Source organism: Emticicia sp. BO119 (assembly GCF_013912375.1).
Lineage (GTDB): Bacteria > Bacteroidota > Bacteroidia > Cytophagales > Spirosomataceae > Emticicia.
Genome location: NZ_JACETV010000004.1, coordinates 14,785 through 36,597 on the forward strand (window position 1 = coordinate 14,785; position 21,813 = coordinate 36,597).

Annotated in this window: 16 protein-coding genes and 1 pseudogene; 7 read left to right on the forward strand and 10 right to left on the reverse strand. The window is 38.8% G+C overall.

Going from position 1 to position 21,813, the window contains the following annotated elements; all coding sequences use genetic code 11:
- Positions 1-7: 7 nt before the first annotated feature.
- Positions 8-1,153: a Gfo/Idh/MocA family protein gene (locus H1R81_RS14060; RefSeq protein WP_181841374.1), complete on the forward strand. Its 1,146-nt coding sequence runs from the start codon at positions 8-10 to the stop codon at positions 1,151-1,153.
- A 102-nt stretch (positions 1,154-1,255) separates the two neighbouring features.
- Positions 1,256-1,828, forward strand: coding sequence for a nicotinate (nicotinamide) nucleotide adenylyltransferase (nadD, locus tag H1R81_RS14065; RefSeq protein WP_181841375.1), 573 nt, complete (start codon positions 1,256-1,258; stop codon positions 1,826-1,828).
- Here nadD and H1R81_RS14070 read toward each other — a convergent pair whose 3' ends face one another.
- The 7 genes and pseudogenes from H1R81_RS14070 to H1R81_RS14100 form a co-directional block, all read right to left on the reverse strand.
- Positions 1,829-2,737: an NAD(P)-dependent oxidoreductase gene (locus H1R81_RS14070; RefSeq protein ID WP_181841376.1), complete on the reverse strand. Its 909-nt coding sequence runs from the start codon at positions 2,735-2,737 to the stop codon at positions 1,829-1,831.
- A 185-nt stretch (positions 2,738-2,922) separates the two neighbouring features.
- The gene (locus H1R81_RS14075) at positions 2,923-3,624 is read right to left on the reverse strand and encodes a peptidylprolyl isomerase (RefSeq protein ID WP_181841377.1); all 702 of its coding nucleotides are present in this window, start codon (positions 3,622-3,624) and stop codon (positions 2,923-2,925) included.
- A 48-nt stretch (positions 3,625-3,672) separates the two neighbouring features.
- Positions 3,673-4,059 carry a VOC family protein gene (locus H1R81_RS14080; protein WP_181841378.1) on the reverse strand — a complete coding sequence of 129 codons (387 nt, stop codon included), beginning with the start codon at positions 4,057-4,059 and terminating at the stop codon, positions 3,673-3,675.
- 22 nt (positions 4,060-4,081) lie between these two features.
- A complete protein-coding gene (gene idi, locus H1R81_RS14085) occupies positions 4,082-4,627 on the reverse strand; it encodes an isopentenyl-diphosphate Delta-isomerase (RefSeq protein ID WP_181841379.1) in 546 nt (181 codons plus the stop codon).
- Positions 4,628-4,691: 64 nt separating this feature from the next.
- On the reverse strand, positions 4,692-5,915 hold the full coding sequence (locus H1R81_RS14090; protein WP_181841380.1) for a peroxiredoxin: 1,224 nt from the start codon (positions 5,913-5,915) through the stop codon (positions 4,692-4,694).
- A 283-nt stretch (positions 5,916-6,198) separates the two neighbouring features.
- Positions 6,199-6,735 (reverse strand): annotated as a pseudogene (locus H1R81_RS14095) (IS3 family transposase); the annotation flags it as partial.
- A 141-nt stretch (positions 6,736-6,876) separates the two neighbouring features.
- Positions 6,877-7,398, reverse strand: coding sequence for a transposase (locus H1R81_RS14100; RefSeq protein ID WP_181841382.1), 522 nt, complete (start codon positions 7,396-7,398; stop codon positions 6,877-6,879).
- A gap of 662 nt (positions 7,399-8,060) precedes the next feature.
- Here H1R81_RS14100 and hemA point away from each other — a divergent pair.
- Positions 8,061-9,317, forward strand: coding sequence for a glutamyl-tRNA reductase (hemA, locus tag H1R81_RS14105; RefSeq protein WP_181841383.1), 1,257 nt, complete (start codon positions 8,061-8,063; stop codon positions 9,315-9,317).
- A gap of 60 nt (positions 9,318-9,377) precedes the next feature.
- Here the strand turns inward: hemA and H1R81_RS14110 are convergent, their stop codons facing one another.
- The 3 genes from H1R81_RS14110 to H1R81_RS14120 form a co-directional block, all read right to left on the reverse strand.
- The gene (locus tag H1R81_RS14110; protein ID WP_181841384.1) at positions 9,378-12,272 is read right to left on the reverse strand and encodes a 3-coathanger stack domain-containing protein; all 2,895 of its coding nucleotides are present in this window, start codon (positions 12,270-12,272) and stop codon (positions 9,378-9,380) included.
- Between the two features lie 12 nt (positions 12,273-12,284).
- Positions 12,285-13,289, reverse strand: a complete 1,005-nt coding sequence (locus tag H1R81_RS14115) for a hypothetical protein (RefSeq protein ID WP_181841385.1) — start codon at positions 13,287-13,289, stop codon at positions 12,285-12,287.
- A gap of 279 nt (positions 13,290-13,568) precedes the next feature.
- Positions 13,569-15,290: a M3 family oligoendopeptidase gene (locus tag H1R81_RS14120; RefSeq protein ID WP_181841386.1), complete on the reverse strand. Its 1,722-nt coding sequence runs from the start codon at positions 15,288-15,290 to the stop codon at positions 13,569-13,571.
- A gap of 203 nt (positions 15,291-15,493) precedes the next feature.
- Here H1R81_RS14120 and H1R81_RS14125 point away from each other — a divergent pair, with 203 nt between their 5' ends.
- The 4 genes from H1R81_RS14125 to H1R81_RS14140 are packed head-to-tail and all read left to right on the forward strand — an operon-like array spanning position 15,494 to position 21,739.
- Positions 15,494-16,213: a hypothetical protein gene (locus tag H1R81_RS14125; RefSeq protein WP_181841387.1), complete on the forward strand. Its 720-nt coding sequence runs from the start codon at positions 15,494-15,496 to the stop codon at positions 16,211-16,213.
- A 26-nt stretch (positions 16,214-16,239) separates the two neighbouring features.
- Positions 16,240-17,535 (forward strand): acetylxylan esterase, encoded by a 1,296-nt coding sequence (locus H1R81_RS14130; protein WP_181841388.1) that lies wholly within the window; start codon positions 16,240-16,242, stop codon positions 17,533-17,535.
- Positions 17,532-19,589: a ComEC/Rec2 family competence protein gene (locus H1R81_RS14135; protein ID WP_181841389.1), complete on the forward strand. Its 2,058-nt coding sequence runs from the start codon at positions 17,532-17,534 to the stop codon at positions 19,587-19,589. The genes H1R81_RS14130 and H1R81_RS14135 overlap by 4 nt, the downstream gene beginning before the upstream one ends.
- Positions 19,590-19,633: 44 nt before the next feature.
- Entirely contained in the window at positions 19,634-21,739 is a 2,106-nt protein-coding gene (locus H1R81_RS14140) for a TonB-dependent receptor (RefSeq protein ID WP_181841390.1), read from the forward strand.
- Positions 21,740-21,813 lie beyond the last annotated feature (74 nt).

Consider the following 21,813-nt stretch of genomic DNA (forward strand, 5'->3'; position numbering starts at 1 on the left):
TTCAACTATGAAAAAAATTAAAGTTGCCGTTGTCGGAACGGGTTTTATCGGGCCAGCTCATATTGAAGCCCTACGCCGCCTGCCAAATGTAGAAGTAGCCGCTCTTTGCGAAGCCAATATAGACCTGGCTACCGAAAAAGCTGCGAGCTTGGGTATCGAACGAGCTTATATTTTTGATGATTTATTAAAACAGGAAGACATTGAGTGTATCCATGTTTGTACACCTAATTTCTTACATTATTCGCAATCAAAAGCAGCTTTATTAGCAGGCAAACATGTAGTTTGTGAAAAACCTTTAGCTACTAAAATTGAAGAAGCTGAAGAACTGGTAAAAATTGCTACTGAAACTGGTCTGGTAAATGCCGTACACTTTAACCTGAGATATTATCCTTTGGTTCGCCAGATGAAAACTATGCGTGAAAAAGGTGATTTAGGAGAAATCTACTCAATCTTAGGGTCGTACTTGCAAGACTGGCTTTTCTACCAAACAGATTATAACTGGCGCCTGGAGCCGGACAAATCTGGCGATTCAAGAGCTATTGCCGATATTGGTTCGCACTTGTTAGATGTAACAGAGTATATTACAGGGTTGAAAATCACTGAAGTAATGGCTGATTTCTCAACGGTTCATAAAACACGTTTGAAACCTTTGAAAGCCATTGAAACCTACTCAGGTAAAATGCTACAGGCTTCTGATTATCAGGAAGTGCCTATTAATACCGAAGATCATGCTAATGTATTGTTGCGTTTTGATAATGGCAACAAAGGTAGTGTAACCGTTAGTCAGGTTTCAGCCGGGCGTAAAAACCGTTTGAATATCGAGATTTCGGGTTCTAAAGCTAATTTTGAGTGGTGTTCTGAAAAACCAAACGAAATGTGGATTGGTAAACGAGATGGTGCTAATCAGGTATTGATGAAAGACCCATCATTATTCTATCGTGAAGCAACCAGTTTAATCAGCTTCCCTGGCGGACATAACGAAGGTTTCCCTGATACTTCGAAACAATTGTTCAAAGAAGTATATGCAGCCGTAACTGAAGGTAAACAACCAGAAAACCCGACGTATCCTACATTCGCCGACGGGTTACGTGAATTAATCATTTGCGAAAGAATCATCGAAAGCCACCGCAAACAAGCTTGGGTAACGGTATAATTCTTTAACTATATTTACTAAGACGGCAGTCGTTCTATTGAAAGAATCACTGCCGTTTTTTATTTCCTCGTATATTTGTGCCTTTAAAAATATGGAAGCATAATGAAGATTGGTTTGTTTTTTGGCTCGTTTAATCCTATTCATGTGGGGCATTTGATTATTGCTAATACTATGGCATATACTACCGACCTGGAGCAGGTATGGTTTATTGTTTCGCCACAGAACCCATTTAAAAAAAACAAAGGACTTCTGCATGAGTTTGACCGCCTGACAATGGTAGAAAAAGCTATTGCTGATAATTACCGGCTCAAAGCCAGTGATATAGAGTTTTCAATGCCTAAACCGAGCTATACGATTGATACCCTCGCAAAATTGACTGAACGTCACTCAACACATGAATTCAAACTCATTATGGGTGAAGATAATCTGGTGCAATTTGAGAACTGGAAGAATTACGACAAGATTCTTGAGTATTATGAGCTATACGTTTATCCTCGCCCAAATACGCCTGAACATAACTTTAAGAACCATCCCAAAGTAAAGTTCATTGAAGCTCCACTATTAGATATTTCGGCCACGTTTATCCGTAATAGCATCAAATCAGGCAAGCCCATCCGTTATATGGTTAGCGATGTAGTCGAGGAATATATCCGATGGAAAAAATTCTATTTATAATCAGGCACTCACACTAATCTGCTCCGCTAAAATACCGATACCTTCTGTAAAACTTACTGGCTCGTAGCCCAATATCTCACGGGATTTGGTTAAATCAAAACCTGTTCTTGCCGGACGTTTGGCAGGCTGTGTAAATGTGGTGGAATCTGCCTGTGAGATAAGTGCTTTATCAAGGCCAAAATAATCGGCTGTCATAATAGCCATTTCATAAGGCGTCAGGAAGTCCTTACCTGAAATGTTAAAAATGCCTTCTGCTTCCTGATCGGCAATCAAGGCACAGCCTTTGGCTAAATCTTCGGCTAAGGTAGGGGTGCGCCATTGGTCGGTAACTACTTTTATATTTTTACCGTCTTCCAACGATTTCTTCACCCATAAGATAATATTCGTACGGCTCATGTCATGAGCAATGCCATACACCAGAACGGTGCGGGCAATAGCCCATCGGACATTGCTATTAATTACTATCTTTTCAGCAGCATATTTGCTCCAACCATAAAAACTGAGTGGATTGGCTTCGGCATCTTCTTTATAAGGTCCGTTTTTACCATCAAATATAAAATCGGTTGAGATGTGGAGAAGGAAGCAATTGTTTCTTTCAGCAGCTTCTGCCAGATATTCTACGGCATTCACATTCTGCTTCCAGCAATCATCTTTAGCGGTTTCGCACATATCCACGTTGGTCATGGCAGCTGTATTAATAATTACAGCAGGTTGTGTACGGTCGATTACCTCTTGCACTTGTGCCTTATCGGTAATATCCATAGCTGTATAAATATAACCATCCTTAAATGGCAGACGGTTTTCACCTCTTGCTGTGGCTATTATTTCGCAGTTGTTTGTTTTAGTGAGCAACTCTACCAGTTTTTGACCTAACAAGCCATTTGAGCCTGTAATTAATATCTTTTTCATACCCCAAGTATTTATTGCTTAAAGCTGTTTTTATCGAATTATTATAGAAAGCTGAATTTTGTGTTATTTTACTCTAATATGTGTTGTGGAGACCGGGCAATGCTCTGTTTCTACCAATGGCTGTCTTTTCCTAATGAATTGTTAATCTATAAACCAATCAATAGAATTTGTTCCTTAACTCCTGGCTATTGATATTTATATCTATACAACTTCGTTATCTTCTTCTTCTTCATTTTCTTTACAGTCATTGCCATTTTTACGTCTTTCAAAGGTCGGTTGGCTTCGTCTCCTGGTTGTTGGGCGATGGTATCTATCACACCTAAATTATCAATAACCTCGCCAAAAACGGTATAATTATTATCTAAATGCGGAGCACCCCCTATACCAATGTAGTCTGCCCTTTGTTCGGTAGAATAAGCCATCTGATTCCGGCTCGCAACGGCATTCAATTGTTCATCTGTAAACTTCTTACCCTGAACAATATAAAACTGACATGCACTTGATTTTTTTTCGGGGTTACCATCACGAGCTGCCGCTAAAGCTCCTTTTGTATGAACATGATTAGATTTAAACTCAAATGGAATCCGCTCCATATCTCCGCCACCACTACCCAGTGCTTCGCCAGGTTTAGCAGTTCTTGAGTTGGGGTCTCCTCCCTGAATCATAAAATTTTCAATAACCCGATGGAATAACAAGCTATCGAAAAATTTCTTATTGACTAATTTGATAAAATTGGCTTTGTGTAGTGGGGTATCGTCAAACAAAACCATGTGCATGGTTCCGTAGGTAGTTTTAAGAGTAATGAGGTAATCCTTTTTAGATTTTTTTTGAGCAAAAGCTACCGAAGTAATCAACAAAAAACTAACAATAAACTGGCTCTTTTTCATGCTTTTATAAGTGATAGAAGCACAAAAATACAATAATTATTGAAAGCTTTAAATATTTTTTGGAGGTTCCCACAATTCAATTTTATTGCCTTCTGGGTCAAGTATCCAAGCAAACTTACCGAACTCTGACTCTTCAATATCTCCTACAATCTTTACCTCTTCTTCTTTGAGTGCCGCCATTAGTTCCTGGAGGTTTTCTACCTGATAATTAACCATAAAGTCTTTTTTACTGGGCTCCAGATACTTAGTCTCTTTTTTAAAAATGCTCCAGGCAGTAGAAGTTAAATCATCCGGATTATCCTTCCTCCTCCATTCAAATACAGCTCCCCAAGATTCTGATTCAATCCCTAAATGCTTATTATACCAGTCTTTTAAGACGGCGTTATCCTCTGATTTAAAAAAGATGCCTCCAATACCAATTACTCGCTTTTCCATGTAGAATAGTATTTATATAGGTTTATGACAAAACATGATTAGTGGCTACGAACTCCTGAAAAGCCTCACTTTGTATAATCTTTTTAAACCAGAAAGTATAATTCTGTGGGTTATTAGCTATTGCTTCTACAATGTTTGCTACTGAAACCCACTTATAATCCAGTACCTCTGCCGGATTTACTTCAAAAGTATTGTTATACACGCCCGTAAACACGTGGTCTATTTCATTTTCTGTGAGCTGATTATCAAAGGTAGTTTTGTAATGAAACTTATAGAGAAAATCTAAATTGCAGGTAAAGCCCATTTCTTCTCCTAAACGTCGTTCGGCTGCTGTTTTTATCGATTCATTCACATTAGGGTGTCCACAACAGGTATTTGTCCAGAGCCCGCCTGAATGGTATTTATTAAAAACCCTCTGGTGTATCAACAACTCATTATTATCATTAAAAATCAGAACCGAAAAAGCCCGGTGTAATAAGCCTTGCTGATGTACCCGAAGTTTTTCACCACTACCTACTTCTTCATCTATATCATTCACTACTATTATTTCTGTTGTATCAACACTCATATTTTATCTGCTTGATTATACCCAAAACACCAACTATATCTAAAATGTTTAATACACGGCAATTTTAAGATTTTTCTGCCAGTAGTTTATCTATCAGGCGATTAAAATCATTAACAAATTCGTCGTAATAATGTCCTGTGCCGGGTCCGGAGAAGCCTGTATGAATTTCTCTTACCTGTCCTTTTTTATCAATAAAAATGGTTGTCGGGAAACCTATCACCCTGTTAAGCATCGGCAAGGTTTTAGAGGCTTCATCTTTATTGTTTGTTCCTGCCAGAAGCACTTCATAATCTATCCCGAAACGCTCTTTCATACGTTTAATTTTAGGGAAGGCAAAAGAAGTATCTGCACTTTTTTCGTAAGACAATCCGATAATTTCTACTCCCCTGTCTTTATTTTTCTTATACCAGGGAGCCAAGAACCGGCTTTCGTCCATACAATTCGGACACCATGAACCCATAATCTGTATCACCACTACTTTGCCTTTGTAGGTATCATCATTCAATAATACTTTTTTATTATCAGTATTCACAAAAGAGAAATCAACTGTTTTATAACCTTCTTTCAGGTAAGTTAACTTTGTTGCATCTGGTAGTCTGGCGCTATCATTCTTAATTCCGGCCCATGATTCAAAACCTGATGGTGCTGACCAATACCCTCCACCTATTAATTTATTGCCATCAATTTTTGCTTTGAATAAATATACATGCGTCCCGTCAAAACAAGAAAGTTTAAGACTATCACCGACAATGTCACCAGCCAGATAACGATAATCGCCTGTGGTAGTCAGGAAACTACCTGTAACGTGTGAACCGCTGGTTTTGAAAACCCCTACTGATTCGGTCGAATCCTGCTTATCAGCAGAAACGAACAAAACTTCATAGACAGGGGCTAATCCTGATTCGGGCGATTCGGGGTTTTCAGCAAAACGATAAGTTTTGCCATACTCGGCTTTAAAATCAGACTGTATAAAAGTAAAATTCGAACGCATTTTTTTCCAGTAGCCTGTTAATTTTTCACCTTCAGCCTTGGCTACTATTTCAGCGTCAAATATCTCCATCGGGATATGCAAAGAATCATCTTTAATGAACGCCTTGTCCATTTTCAATTCTTCATCACCATTCAGTGCCGATACTGCGTAGCCATCACCTTCTTTTTGTATTTCTAATCCAAAAGGTAATTCTCCGCCTGTGGTCTGAATAGTAGCACGCCAGGTGCCTGTTTTAAGTTCAGTAGAATTTTTACATGATGCTAAAGCAACGAGAGATAATAAGAGCAATTTTTTCATATTTTCTTTGATATTCATAGCAAATATAAAGATTCGCTTCTATTAGTCAACCTACATATTAGGTTCAGATTTATATTTAATGCTCTTCAAACAATATATTTTGTTTTGCTCGTCTATCTTCACTCAAAAAGGTTCCCACCATATCAGTAACCTTTTCCGCTCCATTTTAGTAGTTATTACTGGCTTATTACCAGTTTTTCTGAGTTTCTTAATACAATCCCCACCCTGATTCAAAAAGGTTTCTGCTATTGGACTGCACCCCAAATTTTGGACGAAATTATTATTAAGTTTTAGAATGCTGAGCTCGGTATTGTATGGGGCTCATTCCTTTTAGATTAAGTTTAATTCTTTCAATGTTATAATACTGAATATACTTTTTAATTTCTTTTTTCAACTCATCAATTGAGTTGTATTTGTTGAGATAAAATAATTCTGACTTCAGGATACCGAAGAAGTTTTCTATGATCGCATTATCTAAACAATTACCTTTTCTGGACTTACTTTGTATGATTCCATTTTTCTTTAGTAGATGCCGATATTGTTCCATTTGGTAATGCCAACCCTGGTCGGAATGTAATAACAAAGATGTTTGTCTGTCTACTTTTTTGAGAGCCTTACTTAGCATATTCATGACACACTTAAAGTCAGCACGTTCAGAAAGTTCATAGGTAATAATTTCCTGATTAAACAGATCTATTACAGGTGAGAGATACAATTTTCTGCCAGCTACATTAAATTCGGTTATATCAGTTGCCCATTTTTGATTAGGATTGGTTGCCTTAAATGCTCTCTTCAAAAGATTAGGGGCGATTTTGCCTTGTTTTCCTTTATTGGATTAAAGCTTTAGTGTCTGCATATTTATCTGTATGCTGGGTTTTCTTTGCATAATAGTAAAAACTGCTTCTGGCCATATTTATACAATCTAACAACACAGTTAAATCGTACTTATGCCTTAACTCCATTATGACTTGTGCTTTTTGCTGGTTTGAGTTAAGGCTTGTAACTTTTTTAGCAGTTCGTTTTCCGCTTTTAAACGTTCATTCTCCAACAGTAGCTTTTGATAGTCTGTTAAAGGGGCAGAGGACTTTCTTGATTTTCTTTTAATAGGATGCTGCATCTTTTTTGAACCTCCTTTAGGTTGAGCTAATAAACCCGACAACCCTTTTGATTCATATTCTCGTTGCCAGCCTATAATTACTGACTCTGTAGGTATATTGAATCTAACACACGCTGTAAGCAAAGATAAACACTCTTTATTGATCGTTTCTAACACTTTAAGCTTAAAAGATACTTCATAGCATTGTTTAGTTCTCTGTTGGAGACCTGATTGGCCATATTGTTTGTAGAACATTATCCATAACCTTAAATTTGATGGATTAAATCCTTTTTCTGTGGCTACTGAAATAATGGAACGATGTTCTTTCAGAACTAATTCTACACATTGTAGCCTGAATTCGTAATTGTATTTGTTTCTTTTACTCATAAAAATACCTCCAAGAAGTGTCTAACTTTTGGGGGGTAGTCCAACGGTGGGAACCTTTTCTGATATGATTTGAGCGGCTGGTACTCTACCCCCTGTATTCGCTTTCTTTTTGCCCATATCTATCGTTGTTGTGCAGATGCCTAGTTATGGATTATTATCCCCAACTGATGATCCCCTAAATTTCTGATTTAGAATTGTACTTTCAAAGCATTCAGAAAGGCTTTTAATATAATCAAACTGTTACGCCTTACCCTCTAAATCTTCTTCTCCTGGTGGGAAAGGAAGATTTTTAAGCCCCTCTCCTTTTTCAGGAGTCGGTCGTTGTCGTTGGAGTGAGGTGAATTTCTCAAACTTAAAATCAATTGAACATATCAATTCGTCAATTCAAATCGTTTTTTTGTACATTGGTAGAAAAAGAATAGTGTGGTGTAAGATTAGACGCTAATTTTGAATTGTTTCAGTAGGTTTTACGTTATCAATTACCGACAGTTATTTACTGACTATTCACTAAATCTACTTTTGTATTTTTCTTAGTTGAAAAATCCTGAAATAAACTTTTGAGTTTAGAACTATTCTAAATTACAAAAACTGACGAAAATCATACGTTTTCATAACAATCATATTCCTTTCCGCAGTAAATTTGCAGTGAATTATTGACAGATATGTACGGACACTTTAAAGCAATAACCATTTCTCATAAGAATGCTTCTCTGAATATCAGAGAGCAAATTGCACTTAATGAAGAGGAATGTAAGAATCTGATGCTCAAAATACGTGAAACTTTTGAGGTATCAGAAACACTTGTTCTTTCTACTTGCAATCGTACTGAGATATATTATTATTCGGAAAATAACATCAGCGAAGAAATTATTCGCTTATTAGCCAGTTTAAAAGTTCTTAACTCAAACGAGATTCTTCCCTATTTTGATTTTATAAACGACCATAACGAAGCAGTAAATTACCTTTTTGAAGTAGCCATTGGCCTGCAATCACAAGTAGTGGGCGATTTGCAAATCCCGAATCAGGTGAAGCATGCTTATCAATGGTCGGCTGATATGCAAATGGCAGGGCCATTTTTACACCGTTTGTTGCACACCATTTTCTTTACAAACAAGAGAGTCGTGCAGGAAACCGGTTTCAGAGATGGAGCAGCTTCTACTTCTTATGCGACGGTTGAAGTATTGGAAAGTTTCTTGCCTTTATTGACTAATCCTAAAATTTTAGTGATTGGTTCGGGTGAAATTGGTGAAGATGTGTGCAGAACGCTGGCAGATAAAAATTATCAGAATATAACCATTACTAACCGTACTACCGCTAAAGCTGAGGCTTTGGCTCAGGAGTTAGGTTTCAGGGCTTCTGATTTCCAGACGGTTCATGAGCAGATATTAGCCGCTGACATTGTGATTTCGTCGGTACGTGTAGAGGAGCCTTTGATTACCAAAAATACTCTTAAAAAGAAATCTTTAGCTGTTAAATACCTGATTGACCTTTCGGTTCCTCGTAGTATCAGCCCTGATGTCGAAGAATTGACAGGTATTGTATCTTATGATTTAGATGAGATTCAACGCCGTGCCAATGAGGCTTTACAACGTCGCATGGACTCTGTGCCACAAGTGCGTAGCCTTATTTCAGATGCCTTGGTTGAATTCAACAACTGGTCTCAGGAAATGATTGTTTCGCCAACCATACAGAAACTGAAAGGAGCATTGGAGCAAATCAGAAAAGAAGAAATGGCTCGTTTCTTAAAAGACCTGTCGGCAGAAGAAGCAGAGAAAATGGAGAAAATTACAGCAAGCATGATGCAGAAGGTAATAAAACTGCCTGTATTACAATTAAAAGCTGCCTGTAAGCGTGGCGAAGCCGAAACCCTGATTGATGTGCTGAACGACTTATTCAATCTTGAAAAACAAACGGTCTAATAATCCTTGCATATAAATGGTAAGAAAGCCGATGGTAATCGTCGGCTTTCTTTTTTGTGTTTACTGAGGGCAACCTTCTATTTCAGCCTTAAAAACTGCGCCACCCCCTACCAGGAATCCTGCCCCATTCTGCGGCGTTAATAAAATAGATTTAGCTGATTTATAAATGACATTAGAGCCTGCGGCGATAATATTAGTTGCCGTAATAGCCTGATTACTCTGTTTTAAAAGGTATTGCCCATTATAATTATCTGTGGGGCTGGCTAAAGTAAGTGTTTGATTACAATCGGCAGTGCAGGCATTTACAATAAAGTAATCTGTTTCTATACCTTCCACACCGTTCGATGACTCAATTCTGACTTTATAATATTCTCCTTTCGAGATGTACGAAGGTATTATCCCATTAAAAGTAGCCGCCTGAGCATTGGTCGTAAGATTTCCTAAAGCAATTTTCTCTGAAAACGAGCCATTGGCATTAGAAATAAAAGCCGTATAAGTAAAGTTCCCTGTATTATTGGTGGTAAAATTAATTGCAACAGGTGCTCCTAAACAAACCGGATTAGGTGAGGCATCAGCCATAATATGCGGAGCAGCCCTAATAATTTGCTTCATGGCAATTATACTCCATTTACCTTGCTCATCTTTGGCCCGCACCCAAAGCAAATGCTTGCCATTGCTTAGACTACCATAATTCAGATTGAAATTAATCCCTGAAAGCGTTGTTTGCCCTGTGGTAATAGGAATATTTATACCAGAGCCGAATCCTGGGTCTGTATCTACAAAATATTCTGCTTTCACAAGCGCAGGCGGCGGAGTACTCACAATGTTATCTAACTGTTGCCGGAATACTTCACTCCATCTTCCGCTTTCATCTTTAGTGCGGATGTACAGATAATCGGTGCCTGCCGTCAGACTGCCGGAGGGAATGGTGAAGTTTACATTTGATAAACTCGTCTGCCCTGTCGAGATAGGAATATTTACTCCCAACCCGAAGCCGGGGTCAGTATTGATAAAATATTCTGCCCTGACAAGCGCAGGCGGCGGAGTACTCACTATATTATCTAACTGCTGCCGGAATACTTCACTCCATTTCCCACTTTCATCTTTAGTTCGGATGTACAGATAATCGGTGCCTGCCGTCAGGCTGCCCGAGGGAATGGTGAAGTTTACATTTGATAAACTCGTCTGCCCTGTCGAGACAGGAATATTGACTCCTAATCCGAAGCCGGGGTCAGTATTGATAAAATATTCTGCCCTGACAAGTGCAGGCGGCGGAGCACTCACTATATTATCTAACTGCTGCCGGAATACTTCACTCCATCTTCCGCTTTCATCTTTAGTACGGATGTACAGATAATCGGTGCCTGCCGTCAGGCTGCCCGAGGGAATGGTGAAGTTTACATTTGATAAAGTCGTTTGGCCTGTCGAGATAGGAATATTGACTCCTAATCCGAAGCCGGGGTCAGTATTGATAAAATATTCTGCCCTGACAAGTGCAGGCGGCGGAGCACTCACAATGTTATCTAACTGCTGCCGGAATACCTCACTCCATCTTCCACTTTCATCTTTAGTACGGATGTACAGATAATCGGTGCCTGCCGTCAGGCTGCCCGAGGGAATGGTGAAGTTTACATTCGATAAAGTCGTTTGGCCTGTCGAGACAGGAATATTGACTCCTAATCCAAAGCCAGGGTCAGTATTGATAAAATACTCTGCCCTGACAAGTGCTGGCGGCGGAGCACTCACTATATTATCTAACTGTTGCCGGAATACCTCACTCCATCTTCCGCTTTCATCTTTAGTACGGATGTACAGATAATCGGTGCCTGCCGTCAGGCTGCCCGAGGGAATGGTGAAGTTTACATTTGATAAACTCGTCTGCCCTGTCGAGACAGGAATATTGACTCCTAATCCAAAGCCAGGGTCAGTATTGATAAAATACTCTGCCCTGACAAGTGCAGGCGGCGGAGTACTCACTATATTATCTAACTGTTGCCGGAATACCTCACTCCATCTTCCGCTTTCATCTTTAGTACGGATATACAGATAATCGGTACCTGCCGTCAGGCTGCCCGAGGGAATGGTGAAGTTTACATTTGATAAACTTGTTTGCCCTGTCGAGATAGGAATATTGACTCCCAATCCGACGCCGGGGTCAGTATTGATAAAATATTCTGCCCTGACAAGCGCTGGCGTTGGTGGGGTGACAAGATTGTCCAGTTGTTTCATCAATACTTCACTCCATTTCCCACTTTCATCTTTAGTACGGATATACAGATAATCGGTGCCTGCCGTCAGGCTGCCCGAGGGAATGGTGAAGTTTACATTTGATAAACTTGTTTGCCCTGTCGAGACAGGAATATTTACTCCTAATCCAAAGCCAGGGTCAGTATTGATAAAGTACTCTGCCCTGACAAGCGCAGGTGTTGGTGGGGTGACAAGATTGTCCAGTTGTTTCATCAATACTTCACTCCATCTTCCACTTTCATCTTTAGTACGGATATGCAGATAATCGGTGCCTGCCGTCAGGCTGCCCGAGGGAATGGTGAAGTTTACATTTGATAAACTCGTTTGTCCTGCCGAGACAGGAATATTTACTCCCAATCCAAAGCCGGGGTCAGTATTGATAAAGTACTCTGCCTTCACAAGTGCGGGCTGTGGAGAAACAGAGGCTCCCAGAATTGTTTTTTCAAATACTATGCTCCATTTTCCATCGTCGCCGAGAGCCCTTATATAGAGTTTGTGTATCCCTGGCGACAAGCTACCAGTGGGTACATTGAACTTAAGGTTAGTTACTTGTTTTTGTAAAACCGGGCTAATCGGAACATTTGTACCTAAGCCTATGCCCGGGTCAGTATCTACAAAAAACTCAATTTTGTTGATATTCTGACCGAGCGTATGGATTGTGATTAAAATGCCCACTATTAACCCCCAAAGGCTAATTTTATGATTCATTTCAATACAGTTTTAGTTGCGTTTGATACTGATTGTTATAGGTATATTACCGCCTGAAGGAGCTCCTTGTGTAAAGGCTGTTATCATTGGAAACGGAGGAATCCCTGATAGTATATATGGTCGAAGTCCTGAAAAAACACCACAATCTATTCCTCCTACTCCTTTGGTTTTTGCAGGCGAACTGGCGTGGAGCACAAAATTGTCATCCTCTAAATCATCTAATGTACGGGGTTCTGATACTACAAAAACCGTATTAGCAGCAGTTGTAAAAAAATTATTGTTGGCGGGAGAGCCGGTACAACCTACACATACATTGTTGTAAACAGAGTTATTGGTAGAAAATACAAAGTTCGGATCGCCACTCTGGTAAATAATATTATTATAGAATTGTCCGATATAATTTGCACCTCCAAAAATAATATTATTACGCACAATACTATCATGACTTGATGATTCTACCGATCCCCAGATAATATTATTAGAAATAATCACATTGTTTATGCTTAAACTACTATTGTCTATACTTCCTAAAATAAAACAATCTGAAATAATAGAGTTAAAAAGACTCGAACTTGCCCCTCTAAGGTCATTTAATAAACAATGAGCTATTTCCATATCGCCACTTACGGAATTAAAAAATATATCTCCCAAAACACCATTAGTGCCTCTTACCTCTACTCCATACAATTTAGAGCCATTAGCACTATTCGTACTAAATGTAATTTGGCTTACTTTTGCCGAGCGTTTATCAAAAGGTGTGTTAGGGTTTTTATTAAGCAGATAACCCGGACCTATCATAGTGATTTTTTTCGAAATGAGAAGGCTACCATAATTAATATCGGAAGGCTCAAGATAAATGGTATCTCCGTTTGCTGCAGCTGTATGTGCTGCATTAAAATCGGCAAAAACTAATCCACTGACCAAAGTTACTCCAGGATTATTATTAACCCGACGGATTGTAGCTTGCACCTGAGAAAGCGTTACCAGAAAAAGCAGAAGTAAAAGAGATTTTTTCATAGCATTAAATGATTAAAATAAAGTTTAGATTTAAGCATTAGCGCCTAAAAGCATTATTAATTACCGTGTTTAATTAGAGATATTTTCGGACACCAGATAGCCCGTATAGCCTTAAACTATTTGGATATTCAAAAGTAGAGAGAGAGGAGATTCAAAAAAACTACTAAATATAGTAGGGTAAAAACTGGATGCAGAGGGGTGTTTTACATAAAAAACCTTGCAAATGGGCTTTCTGTAGCCTCTTTGCAAGGTTTTTATGCGTTTTATTAAATATATTTTCTATTTCAGCTTTTCTAATTCACTTTCCACAAAGGCCATCAATTCAGCAATGTATTCTTTCGAAAAGTCAAATTTGATATTGGCTGCCTCATAGATTTTACCGATTGGGGCGGTATAGCCTAATTTCAGTGCATTCAGATACCCTGCCAGACCTTGTTGGGTATCTTGTTTGTAATTACGCCATACACTGATAGCTCCTAATTGCGCCATACCGTATTCGATATAATAGAATGGTAATTCAAAAACGTGTAGCTGGCGTTGCCAGACATATTTTTTGAAACGCTCAAAACCTTTCCAGTTTGTAACGGAATCTGAAAATAACTCAAAGATTTTCACCCATTCTTCCTGCCGCTCTTCAATAGTATGGGTTGGGTTCTCATAAATCCAGTGTTGAAATTTATCAATGGTGGCAATCCAAGGCAACACTTCGAGAATATCTTCCAGATGTTCTACTTTTGCACGTTTCAGGTCTTCTTCGTTAGTAAAGTAGGCATCCCAATGCTCCATTGAAATTAATTCCATCGACATAGAGGCTAATTCTGCTACTTCTGATGGCGTATTACGGAAACTGTTGATAGGTAAATCTCTGGTTTCAAAAGAATGAATAGCATGTCCGCCCTCATGAACCATCGTCACTACATCTCTCAGATTTGAGGTAGCATTCATGAAAATAAAAGGTACACCGATTTCTTCTAATGGATAGTTATACCCGCCTGGTGCTTTCCCTACTCTTGATTCTACATCAAAATGCCCCATTGTGCGCATAATACGAATGTAATTAGCCAGGCGCACATCTATACTTGTAAAACACTGAACGGTTTTATCTAAGAGGTCTTCTCCACCTGCAAACGGTTTTAAAGCAGGCTTGCCATCTGTATCTACTTTCAAATCCCATGGGCGTAATTCTGCTACTTTCAATTTCTCTTTTCTTTCCTTAGCCATTTTATCAACCAATGGTACTACTGTTTCAGCAACAGCCTCATGGAAATTGAAGCAGTCTTGTGGCGTATAATCAAACCGACCCATCGCGGCAAACATATAATCCCGGTAATTGGCAAAACCAGCATTGACCCCCATCTGGTGACGTATGTCTCTTAGCTCATTAAAAAGATTATCCAGTTTTTCATGATCCTGATAACGACGTTCTGAAATCTTTGTCCATGCTTCCTCTCTTATGGCTCTATCTGGCGATAACAGAAAATCACCGGCCTTTTGAAGTGTCATTTCTTCACCATTCATAATAACAGTCATTGCGCCTGTTGTAACCTGATACTCGGTTTGTTTGGTTTGTACTTGCGTAGCAAGAGGGATATTCTCTTCACGAAAAATATCCACGGCTTTTTTCATGCCGCGAACCGTAATATCAAAGCCACTGTCCTGCAATTGGCTCAGATACGGACTTTCCAAAGCCTTTTTGTTTAATTGGTCGTCATAAGCAGACGAGTTGGGCAGAATTTGCTCAACAAAAAAATGATATGCTTTTTGTTTCTCTTCGCTGGCTGTATCGCAAGTCATTTTTATATAGCGCCATGCCATATTTTCAGAGAGATAAGACTCCAGTTCGCTCCGGTCGATAAACCATTGGCGCAAATCCTGCACATCAGCAATCGTTCGGTTAACCAGATTTTCATATAAGGGTTTTACTTCTTCCCACGAAGTCAACAAAAACTCTTCTCCTATAAATTTGCGGGCTTTTCGCTGAGGGACTACTATTTCTTCCATAATTCTGTTTTTCTGAACTTAATAAATGTGGCACAAATATATATTTTTCCGATAATGCTATTTCAATAAACTGATATAAATAACAATCTGTTGCTGATAAAGATTCGATTGTCTATGCTATCAGGTATTTTGCCTAATTTTTTGCTTTTTTATTGATAGTTCTTGCATTTTTCAAGTAATTCGTAAAAATAATCTATTAAACTATGAACAAAAAACCCTTACTGTTAATTGTTGCACTTATTGCTCTGGCCATTGCCTGTCATAAAACGCTAACCCACACCCCAATAGGCGAAAAATTCACACTCAATTATGAGGCCAATCGTTTTGAAAAAGAAATAGAGGCTTATGAAAAGGCTGATGCGGCTATAGGTTTAGATAAACTACAAGGACAGACCGTCTTTTATGGCAGTTCAAGTATCCGTCTCTGGAAGTCATTGAAAGAAGATTTTGCGCCAATGCCAGTGATTAATCACGGTTTTGGGGGTTCTACTTTCCCTGAAATGACTTACTATGCCGAACGCATGCTGGTACCTTATAAGCCTGAAAAGATTGTACTTTACTGTGAAAACGACCTTTTTTCGGGAAAAGAAAAAACACCCGAACAAGTATTTGATGCTTTTGCTGAACTGGCTACGCTGATTCAGAATCGATTGCCTAAAGCAAAGGTGTATTATATTTCGATGAAGCCTTCTATTTCGAGAAAAGATAAATGGAACCTTACCACTAAAGCCGATGCTTTAATTAAGGAATATATAGACAAGCATAAAAACTTTACCTACATGAACATTGTGCCGGTGATGTATAGACCGAATGGAACTGTAAATGGTGAATATTTTATTAAAGACAGTTTACATATGACTCCAAAAGGATATGCGCAGTGGACTTCTGTTATAAGACCTGTTCTTCTTAAAAACAATAAATAACAACCTGTTTTCAACCCCTATTTAACATGAAAAAAAATTTACTCATTCTGGGTCTTAGCTTGCTGGCGACCCTCGCATTTGCTCAACCCACTGAAAAGCTGATTAAAGTAATTGTTGCTCCTGAGCATGACGACTGGAAGTATAAAATCGGAGAACCTGTGAAGTTCTCGGTAATGGTTTTAAAATACGGGAATCCGGTAAAAAATGCTAAAATCGTTTATCAGATCGGGCCAGAGAAATTTGAAACCAGAAAAGACAGTACTGTTCTAAAAGACGGTATCATCAAATTAGATGGCGGTACCATGAATACAGCCGGTTTTTTAAGATGCACCGTAATTGCCAAAGTAGATGGTAAAGAGTACAGAAATCTGGCTACTGCGGCCTTTGAGCCAGAGAAAATTCAACCTGCGGTAGAGCTGCCTTCTGACTTCGTCCAATTCTGGGATAAAGCTAAAGCCGACTTAGCCAAAGTACCTATGGATGCCCAAATGACTTTGTTGCCTGAGCGTTGTACAGAAACAGTAAACGTGTATCATGTAAGCCTGCAAAACTATCGTGAGTATGGCACTGTACGCTTATATGGTATTTTATGTGTGCCTAAGAAAGAAGGGAAATATCCGGCTTTATTAAGAGTGCCGGGTGCAGGTGTAAGACCTTATGGAGGTGATATAAGAACAGCCGAAAAAGGGATTATCACATTTGAAATAGGTATTCATGGGATTCCGGTAACAATGGAGCCATATATTTATACCAATTTAGGCGCAGGGGCTTTAAATTCTTACTGGACTTATAATTTAGATAACAGAGACCTGTATTATTATAAACGTGTGTATTTAGGCTGTGTAAGAGCCAATGATTTTCTGGTAAGTCTGCCGCAATATGATGGTAAAAATCTGGCGGTTACTGGTGGTAGTCAGGGGGGAGCCTTATCTATTGTTACGGCAGGCCTTGACCCACGTGTAAAATGGACTGCCCCTACCTACCCTGCTTTAGCTGATATGGTTGGTTATCTGAAAGGCCGTGCAGGTGGATGGCCGCATATTTTCGACAAAAACAATCCACATAATAATACCGAAGCTAAAATCAAAACAGCGTCTTATTATGATGTCGTGAATTTTGCCAAGCAAATGAAAATACCTTGTTTCTACTCAATGGGTTTTAATGACGAAACCTGTCCGCCAACATCTATGTGGGCAGCATATAACGTGATCAGCTCGAACAAAACTCTAAAACTGTATCAGGAAACAGGCCATTGGACGTTCCCTGAAGAAAATGAAATGGTAATGAACTGGTTATATGATAAATTACTAATAACCAAATGAAATTCAACGCCTTTCCTGTAGTTAGATACCTACTGTGTTTAATTGCAGGAATACTGGCGTATTTGCAAACTCACTATTTCAATACAGTTTTCTATTATACCGGTGCTGGTTTGCTTTTAATATTGCTAACCAGCATTTTCTTTCGCAGTCCTTTATTCAGAGGTATAAGTGCCTGCCTGCTTCTTTTTTTGTCTGGCTGGGTGCTGGCTTATCAGAAAACCGTCATTAACAATCCTGAACATTTTACTAATCAGAAGAACTTTTCCTACTATCAGGCTATTATTACTTCTAATGCTGAGATAAAAGCCAAAACCTATAAGGTTGAAGCAGAAATCCGACAGGTACGCACTTCGGAAAAATGGCAGAAAGCAACCGGAAAGATACTGCTTTACTTCAACAAGGCAGAAGCAAAAAAACCACAATACGGTGATATTTTTCTGATAAAGAATATGCCATCAGAAATAGACCCACCAAAAAACCCTGAAGAATTTGATTACCGACAGTTTTTGCGTAATAAAGGCATTTATGGACATCATTTTTTATGGCAGAACGAATATTTGAAGATTGGCCATCAAGTTCCTGCTACCATACTCAAAATTGCTTATCAGGCCAATTTGTATGCTGATAGTGTTTTTAAAGCTCATTTAAAGACTGTCAATGAATATGCCATTACCAATGCAATGGTAGTAGGTACGCGCGACGATATTGATGATGAGTTGCTTAGTGCTTATTCGGCTTCCGGTGCTATTCATGTTTTATCAGTTTCGGGTATGCATGTAGGGATTTTATTTCTGGTTCTATCTACCCTATTAAAAAGCATCAAGACAAGGATTAAATACGGCAACTGGGTTTTCACAATTATTGTTTTGCTTCTTTTATGGACATATGCCGTTTTTACAGGTTTATCGTCAACTGTGCTTCGGGCTACAGTTATGTTTTCTTTTATTCAGATTGGCACTACCATTAACCGACGGCATAATATTTATAATATCCTGGCGGTATCGGCCTTAGTTTTGCTTTGGTATAATCCATACTGGTTGGCTGAAGTTGGTTTTCAGTTATCTTATTTAGCTATTCTGGGCATTGTTTATCTGTATCCGTATTTAAATCAGTTAATTAATCCTACCAATCCAATCGTTCGGGTTCTTTGGGAAGGAACAGTTGTATGCTTTGCTGCCCAGTTATTTACTGCGCCGTTGAGCATTTATTATTTCCATCAGTTTCCGACCTATTTTCTGATTGCGAATCCTTTCGTAGCTTTCTTTTCTTTTTGGATTTTGCCTGCGGGTTTATTATTACTCATTTTTTCCTGGGTTCCTGTTGTCTCTACTTTTGTGGCAGTCATCTTAAAGTGCTCTTGTTATTTATTAAATGAAACTATCTTTGCTATTGAGAAACTGCCCCTGTCAACACTCAAAGGCTTTTCTATCTCAATACCTGAATTATTAGCATGGTATGCTATTATCATTTTAGTGATTGCATTTTTTCGCCATTCAGAATTAAAGTATCTGAGGGTTTCGGCAGTGTTCTTTATTGGTCTGGCTTTAGTCAATGTCTATGAAGATTATCAGCAAAGTCGGCAAAAACAATTGACTTTTCATTTTTTACCCAAACAAACGGGCATCAGTGTGATTGATGGGAAATCTGTTGCTTTTATTGCGGATTCAGGCGTAATTAACAACAGGAAATTATATAATTTCCATCTGAAAAACTATTATGACAAACGAGGTGTTTCTAATCTGAACCTGTTGAATTTAGATGCCCATACTAATAAGCAAGGTATGATGTTCCTGGATTTTGAGGGGAAGAAAATTATCTGGCTGCAAAAGCCTTTTAAAGGCACTTTACAAGGCAATGCCGATTATGTTTTATTATCAAATAATGCCATAAGGAATCTGGCTTCTTCTTTTGGTAGTTTTCAGAATGAGCTGATTATTATAGATGATTCTAACAAAAGCTATCTGATAGAAAAACTGAAACGTCAGGCCGATAGTTTGCGTTTAAATCTTATTGCCTTGCGAGATACAGGTGCTTATTCTATTATAGGTAATTAGTAAGTCTTTTATAAGAATCTAAAAGTCTCTAACCCAGATATATAATGAAATTTAAATGTTTTACCCTTCTTTTATTCACTCTTACTATTTCGTTATCTGCTTTAGCTCAGGAAACTGATACCACTACAACCACCAAACAGCTAAGCGAGGTAATTGTAAGAGGCTTTGAAACTGAAAGAAAGCTCACCGAAACAGCGGCTTCGGTAGGGGTGCTTACCATAAAAGATATTGAGCGATTTCAGAATACAACCTTAGTGCCTGTTTTTAATACTTTACCAGGAGTACGCATGGAAGAGCGTTCTCCCGGAAGCTATCGTCTCTCTATCAGAGGTAGTTCTATACGCTCACCATTCGGTGTTCGTAATGTGAAGATTTACTGGAATGAAATTCCGCTCACCGACGGTAATGGCAGTACTTTTCTGAATGCCATTGATATGAATACAGTCGGTAATATCGAGATTATCAAAGGGCCTGCCGGAAGTATCTATGGTGCAGGAACGGGTGGCGTTCTTTTGTTAGGCGGAAATAAAGCAGATGCGTCACAGAATATGAAAGGGAAGCCCGCAAGTTATATCAATAGCTCTTTAGGTTGGGGTAGTTATGGCTTGCAGAATCGTGCAATTTCGTGGAATCTGGCTACGGAGAAAGTGAATTCAGTAGTAAGCTATGCTCATATACAGTCTGATGGTTATCGGGAGAATAGTGCTTTGGTGAGAGATGTATTAAGCTGGCGTTCTAATTTCTTTGCCTCTTCTCACCGCACATTTAATGTATCTGCTTTATACTCTGATATGCACTATCAGACTCCGGGGGGGCTTACACAAGCTCAAATGGATGCTAATCCGCGTTCAGCCCGTTTGCCAACAGCTACCATTCCAGGGCCAATCCAACAAAAAGCAGGAATTTACCAGAAATTGTTTAATCTGGGACTTTCACAGGAATATCGCTTTAATGAACACTGGACGAACGTTACAGCCATTTATGGCATGATTTCGGAATTACAAAATCCTTTCATTACTAATTATGAAATCCGTAACGAACAGACATTTGGAGGGCGCACCCGTACTACTTATGCTTTTCGAACAGGCAATTTATCGAATCGTTTGACTATGGGCGGAGAATTTCAGAAATCAAATTGGGTAATACGTAATTTTGGTAACAGAGGGGGCAAAATAGATACCCTGCAAACCAATGATAATGTTGGGGCTTTCAGTTATTTCCTGTTTACTCAATTAGAAACAGACCTGCCGCAAGATTTTATTCTAACTATAGGTGCAAGTTACAATCGGGTAAAATATGATTTCCTACGGATTTCAGATGCCCCTGATATTAAGCCTATTGATAATTTTTTACCATCTGCGTTTTTGCCAAGAGTAGCATTATTGAAGAAAATAAAAGATAAAGCAGCCATTTTTGCAAGTGTGAGCAGTGGTTTTTCACCACCATTGGTAAGTGAGTTTATAGCAGGTTACCAGAGCACAAGTTTTTTACCTTCGCTGGCATCTGAAAGAGGCATTAATTATGAAATTGGTACACGAGGCTATCTATTCAATCGTCGGTTATCTTTTGATGCCACAGCTTATGCCTTCCGCCTGCAAAATACCATTGTAAGACGCGTAGATGAAGCAGGAAGGGAAATCTTCACTAATGCCGGAGGCACGACACAGAACGGTCTGGAAATTGCTTTAAATGGCTGGTTAATCAGAAATACCGAAGCACGGCCGATTCAGGAAGTACGACTTTTTACCAGTTATACCTTAGCGGATTACCAGTTTAAAAATTATAAACAACTACAAACTGATTTATCAGGCAAAAGCCTGACAGGTGTGCCGCGTAACGTGTGGGTATCAGGGTTGGATATGACCACAAAACCCGGTTTTTATCTGAATTCGACGATTAATTTTACGGACCGTTTGCCTGTGAATGATGCCAATACTGTTTATGCCAATAGTTATTGGTTATGGAATACAAGAATCGGGTATCAGAAAACATTCAAACCTCTGGCTATTAATCTTTACGTAGGCGGTGATAACTTATTGAATAAACTATATAGTCTGGGTAATGACCTGAATCCGGTAGGAAATCGGTTTTTTAACCCTGCTCCCGCCAGAAACTGGTTGTTTGGCGGGAATGTTAGGGTATATCTGTAAGAAGTAAAATCTGATAAAATAACAGCACAAAAAACCCATAAGAATAATGTTTTAACCATACATTATTCTTATGG

Coding starts and splice junctions, on each gene's coding strand:
- H1R81_RS14120 (WP_181841386.1), bottom strand. CDS start 15,290: ATGGAAGAAATAGTAGTCCCTCAGCGAAAAGCCCGCAAATTTATAGGA.
- H1R81_RS14080 (WP_181841378.1), bottom strand. CDS start 4,059: ATGGAAAAGCGAGTAATTGGTATTGGAGGCATCTTTTTTAAATCAGAG.
- H1R81_RS14135 (WP_181841389.1), top strand. CDS start 17,532: ATGAAATTCAACGCCTTTCCTGTAGTTAGATACCTACTGTGTTTAATT.
- H1R81_RS14060 (WP_181841374.1), top strand. CDS start 8: ATGAAAAAAATTAAAGTTGCCGTTGTCGGAACGGGTTTTATCGGGCCA.
- H1R81_RS14090 (WP_181841380.1), bottom strand. CDS start 5,915: ATGAAAAAATTGCTCTTATTATCTCTCGTTGCTTTAGCATCATGTAAA.
- idi (WP_181841379.1), bottom strand. CDS start 4,627: ATGAGTGTTGATACAACAGAAATAATAGTAGTGAATGATATAGATGAA.
- H1R81_RS14075 (WP_181841377.1), bottom strand. CDS start 3,624: ATGAAAAAGAGCCAGTTTATTGTTAGTTTTTTGTTGATTACTTCGGTA.
- H1R81_RS14100 (WP_181841382.1), bottom strand. CDS start 7,398: ATGAGTAAAAGAAACAAATACAATTACGAATTCAGGCTACAATGTGTA.
- hemA (WP_181841383.1), top strand. CDS start 8,061: ATGTACGGACACTTTAAAGCAATAACCATTTCTCATAAGAATGCTTCT.
- H1R81_RS14130 (WP_181841388.1), top strand. CDS start 16,240: ATGAAAAAAAATTTACTCATTCTGGGTCTTAGCTTGCTGGCGACCCTC.
- H1R81_RS14125 (WP_181841387.1), top strand. CDS start 15,494: ATGAACAAAAAACCCTTACTGTTAATTGTTGCACTTATTGCTCTGGCC.
- nadD (WP_181841375.1), top strand. CDS start 1,256: ATGAAGATTGGTTTGTTTTTTGGCTCGTTTAATCCTATTCATGTGGGG.
- H1R81_RS14110 (WP_181841384.1), bottom strand. CDS start 12,272: ATGAATCATAAAATTAGCCTTTGGGGGTTAATAGTGGGCATTTTAATC.
- H1R81_RS14140 (WP_181841390.1), top strand. CDS start 19,634: ATGAAATTTAAATGTTTTACCCTTCTTTTATTCACTCTTACTATTTCG.
- H1R81_RS14115 (WP_181841385.1), bottom strand. CDS start 13,289: ATGAAAAAATCTCTTTTACTTCTGCTTTTTCTGGTAACGCTTTCTCAG.
- H1R81_RS14070 (WP_181841376.1), bottom strand. CDS start 2,737: ATGAAAAAGATATTAATTACAGGCTCAAATGGCTTGTTAGGTCAAAAA.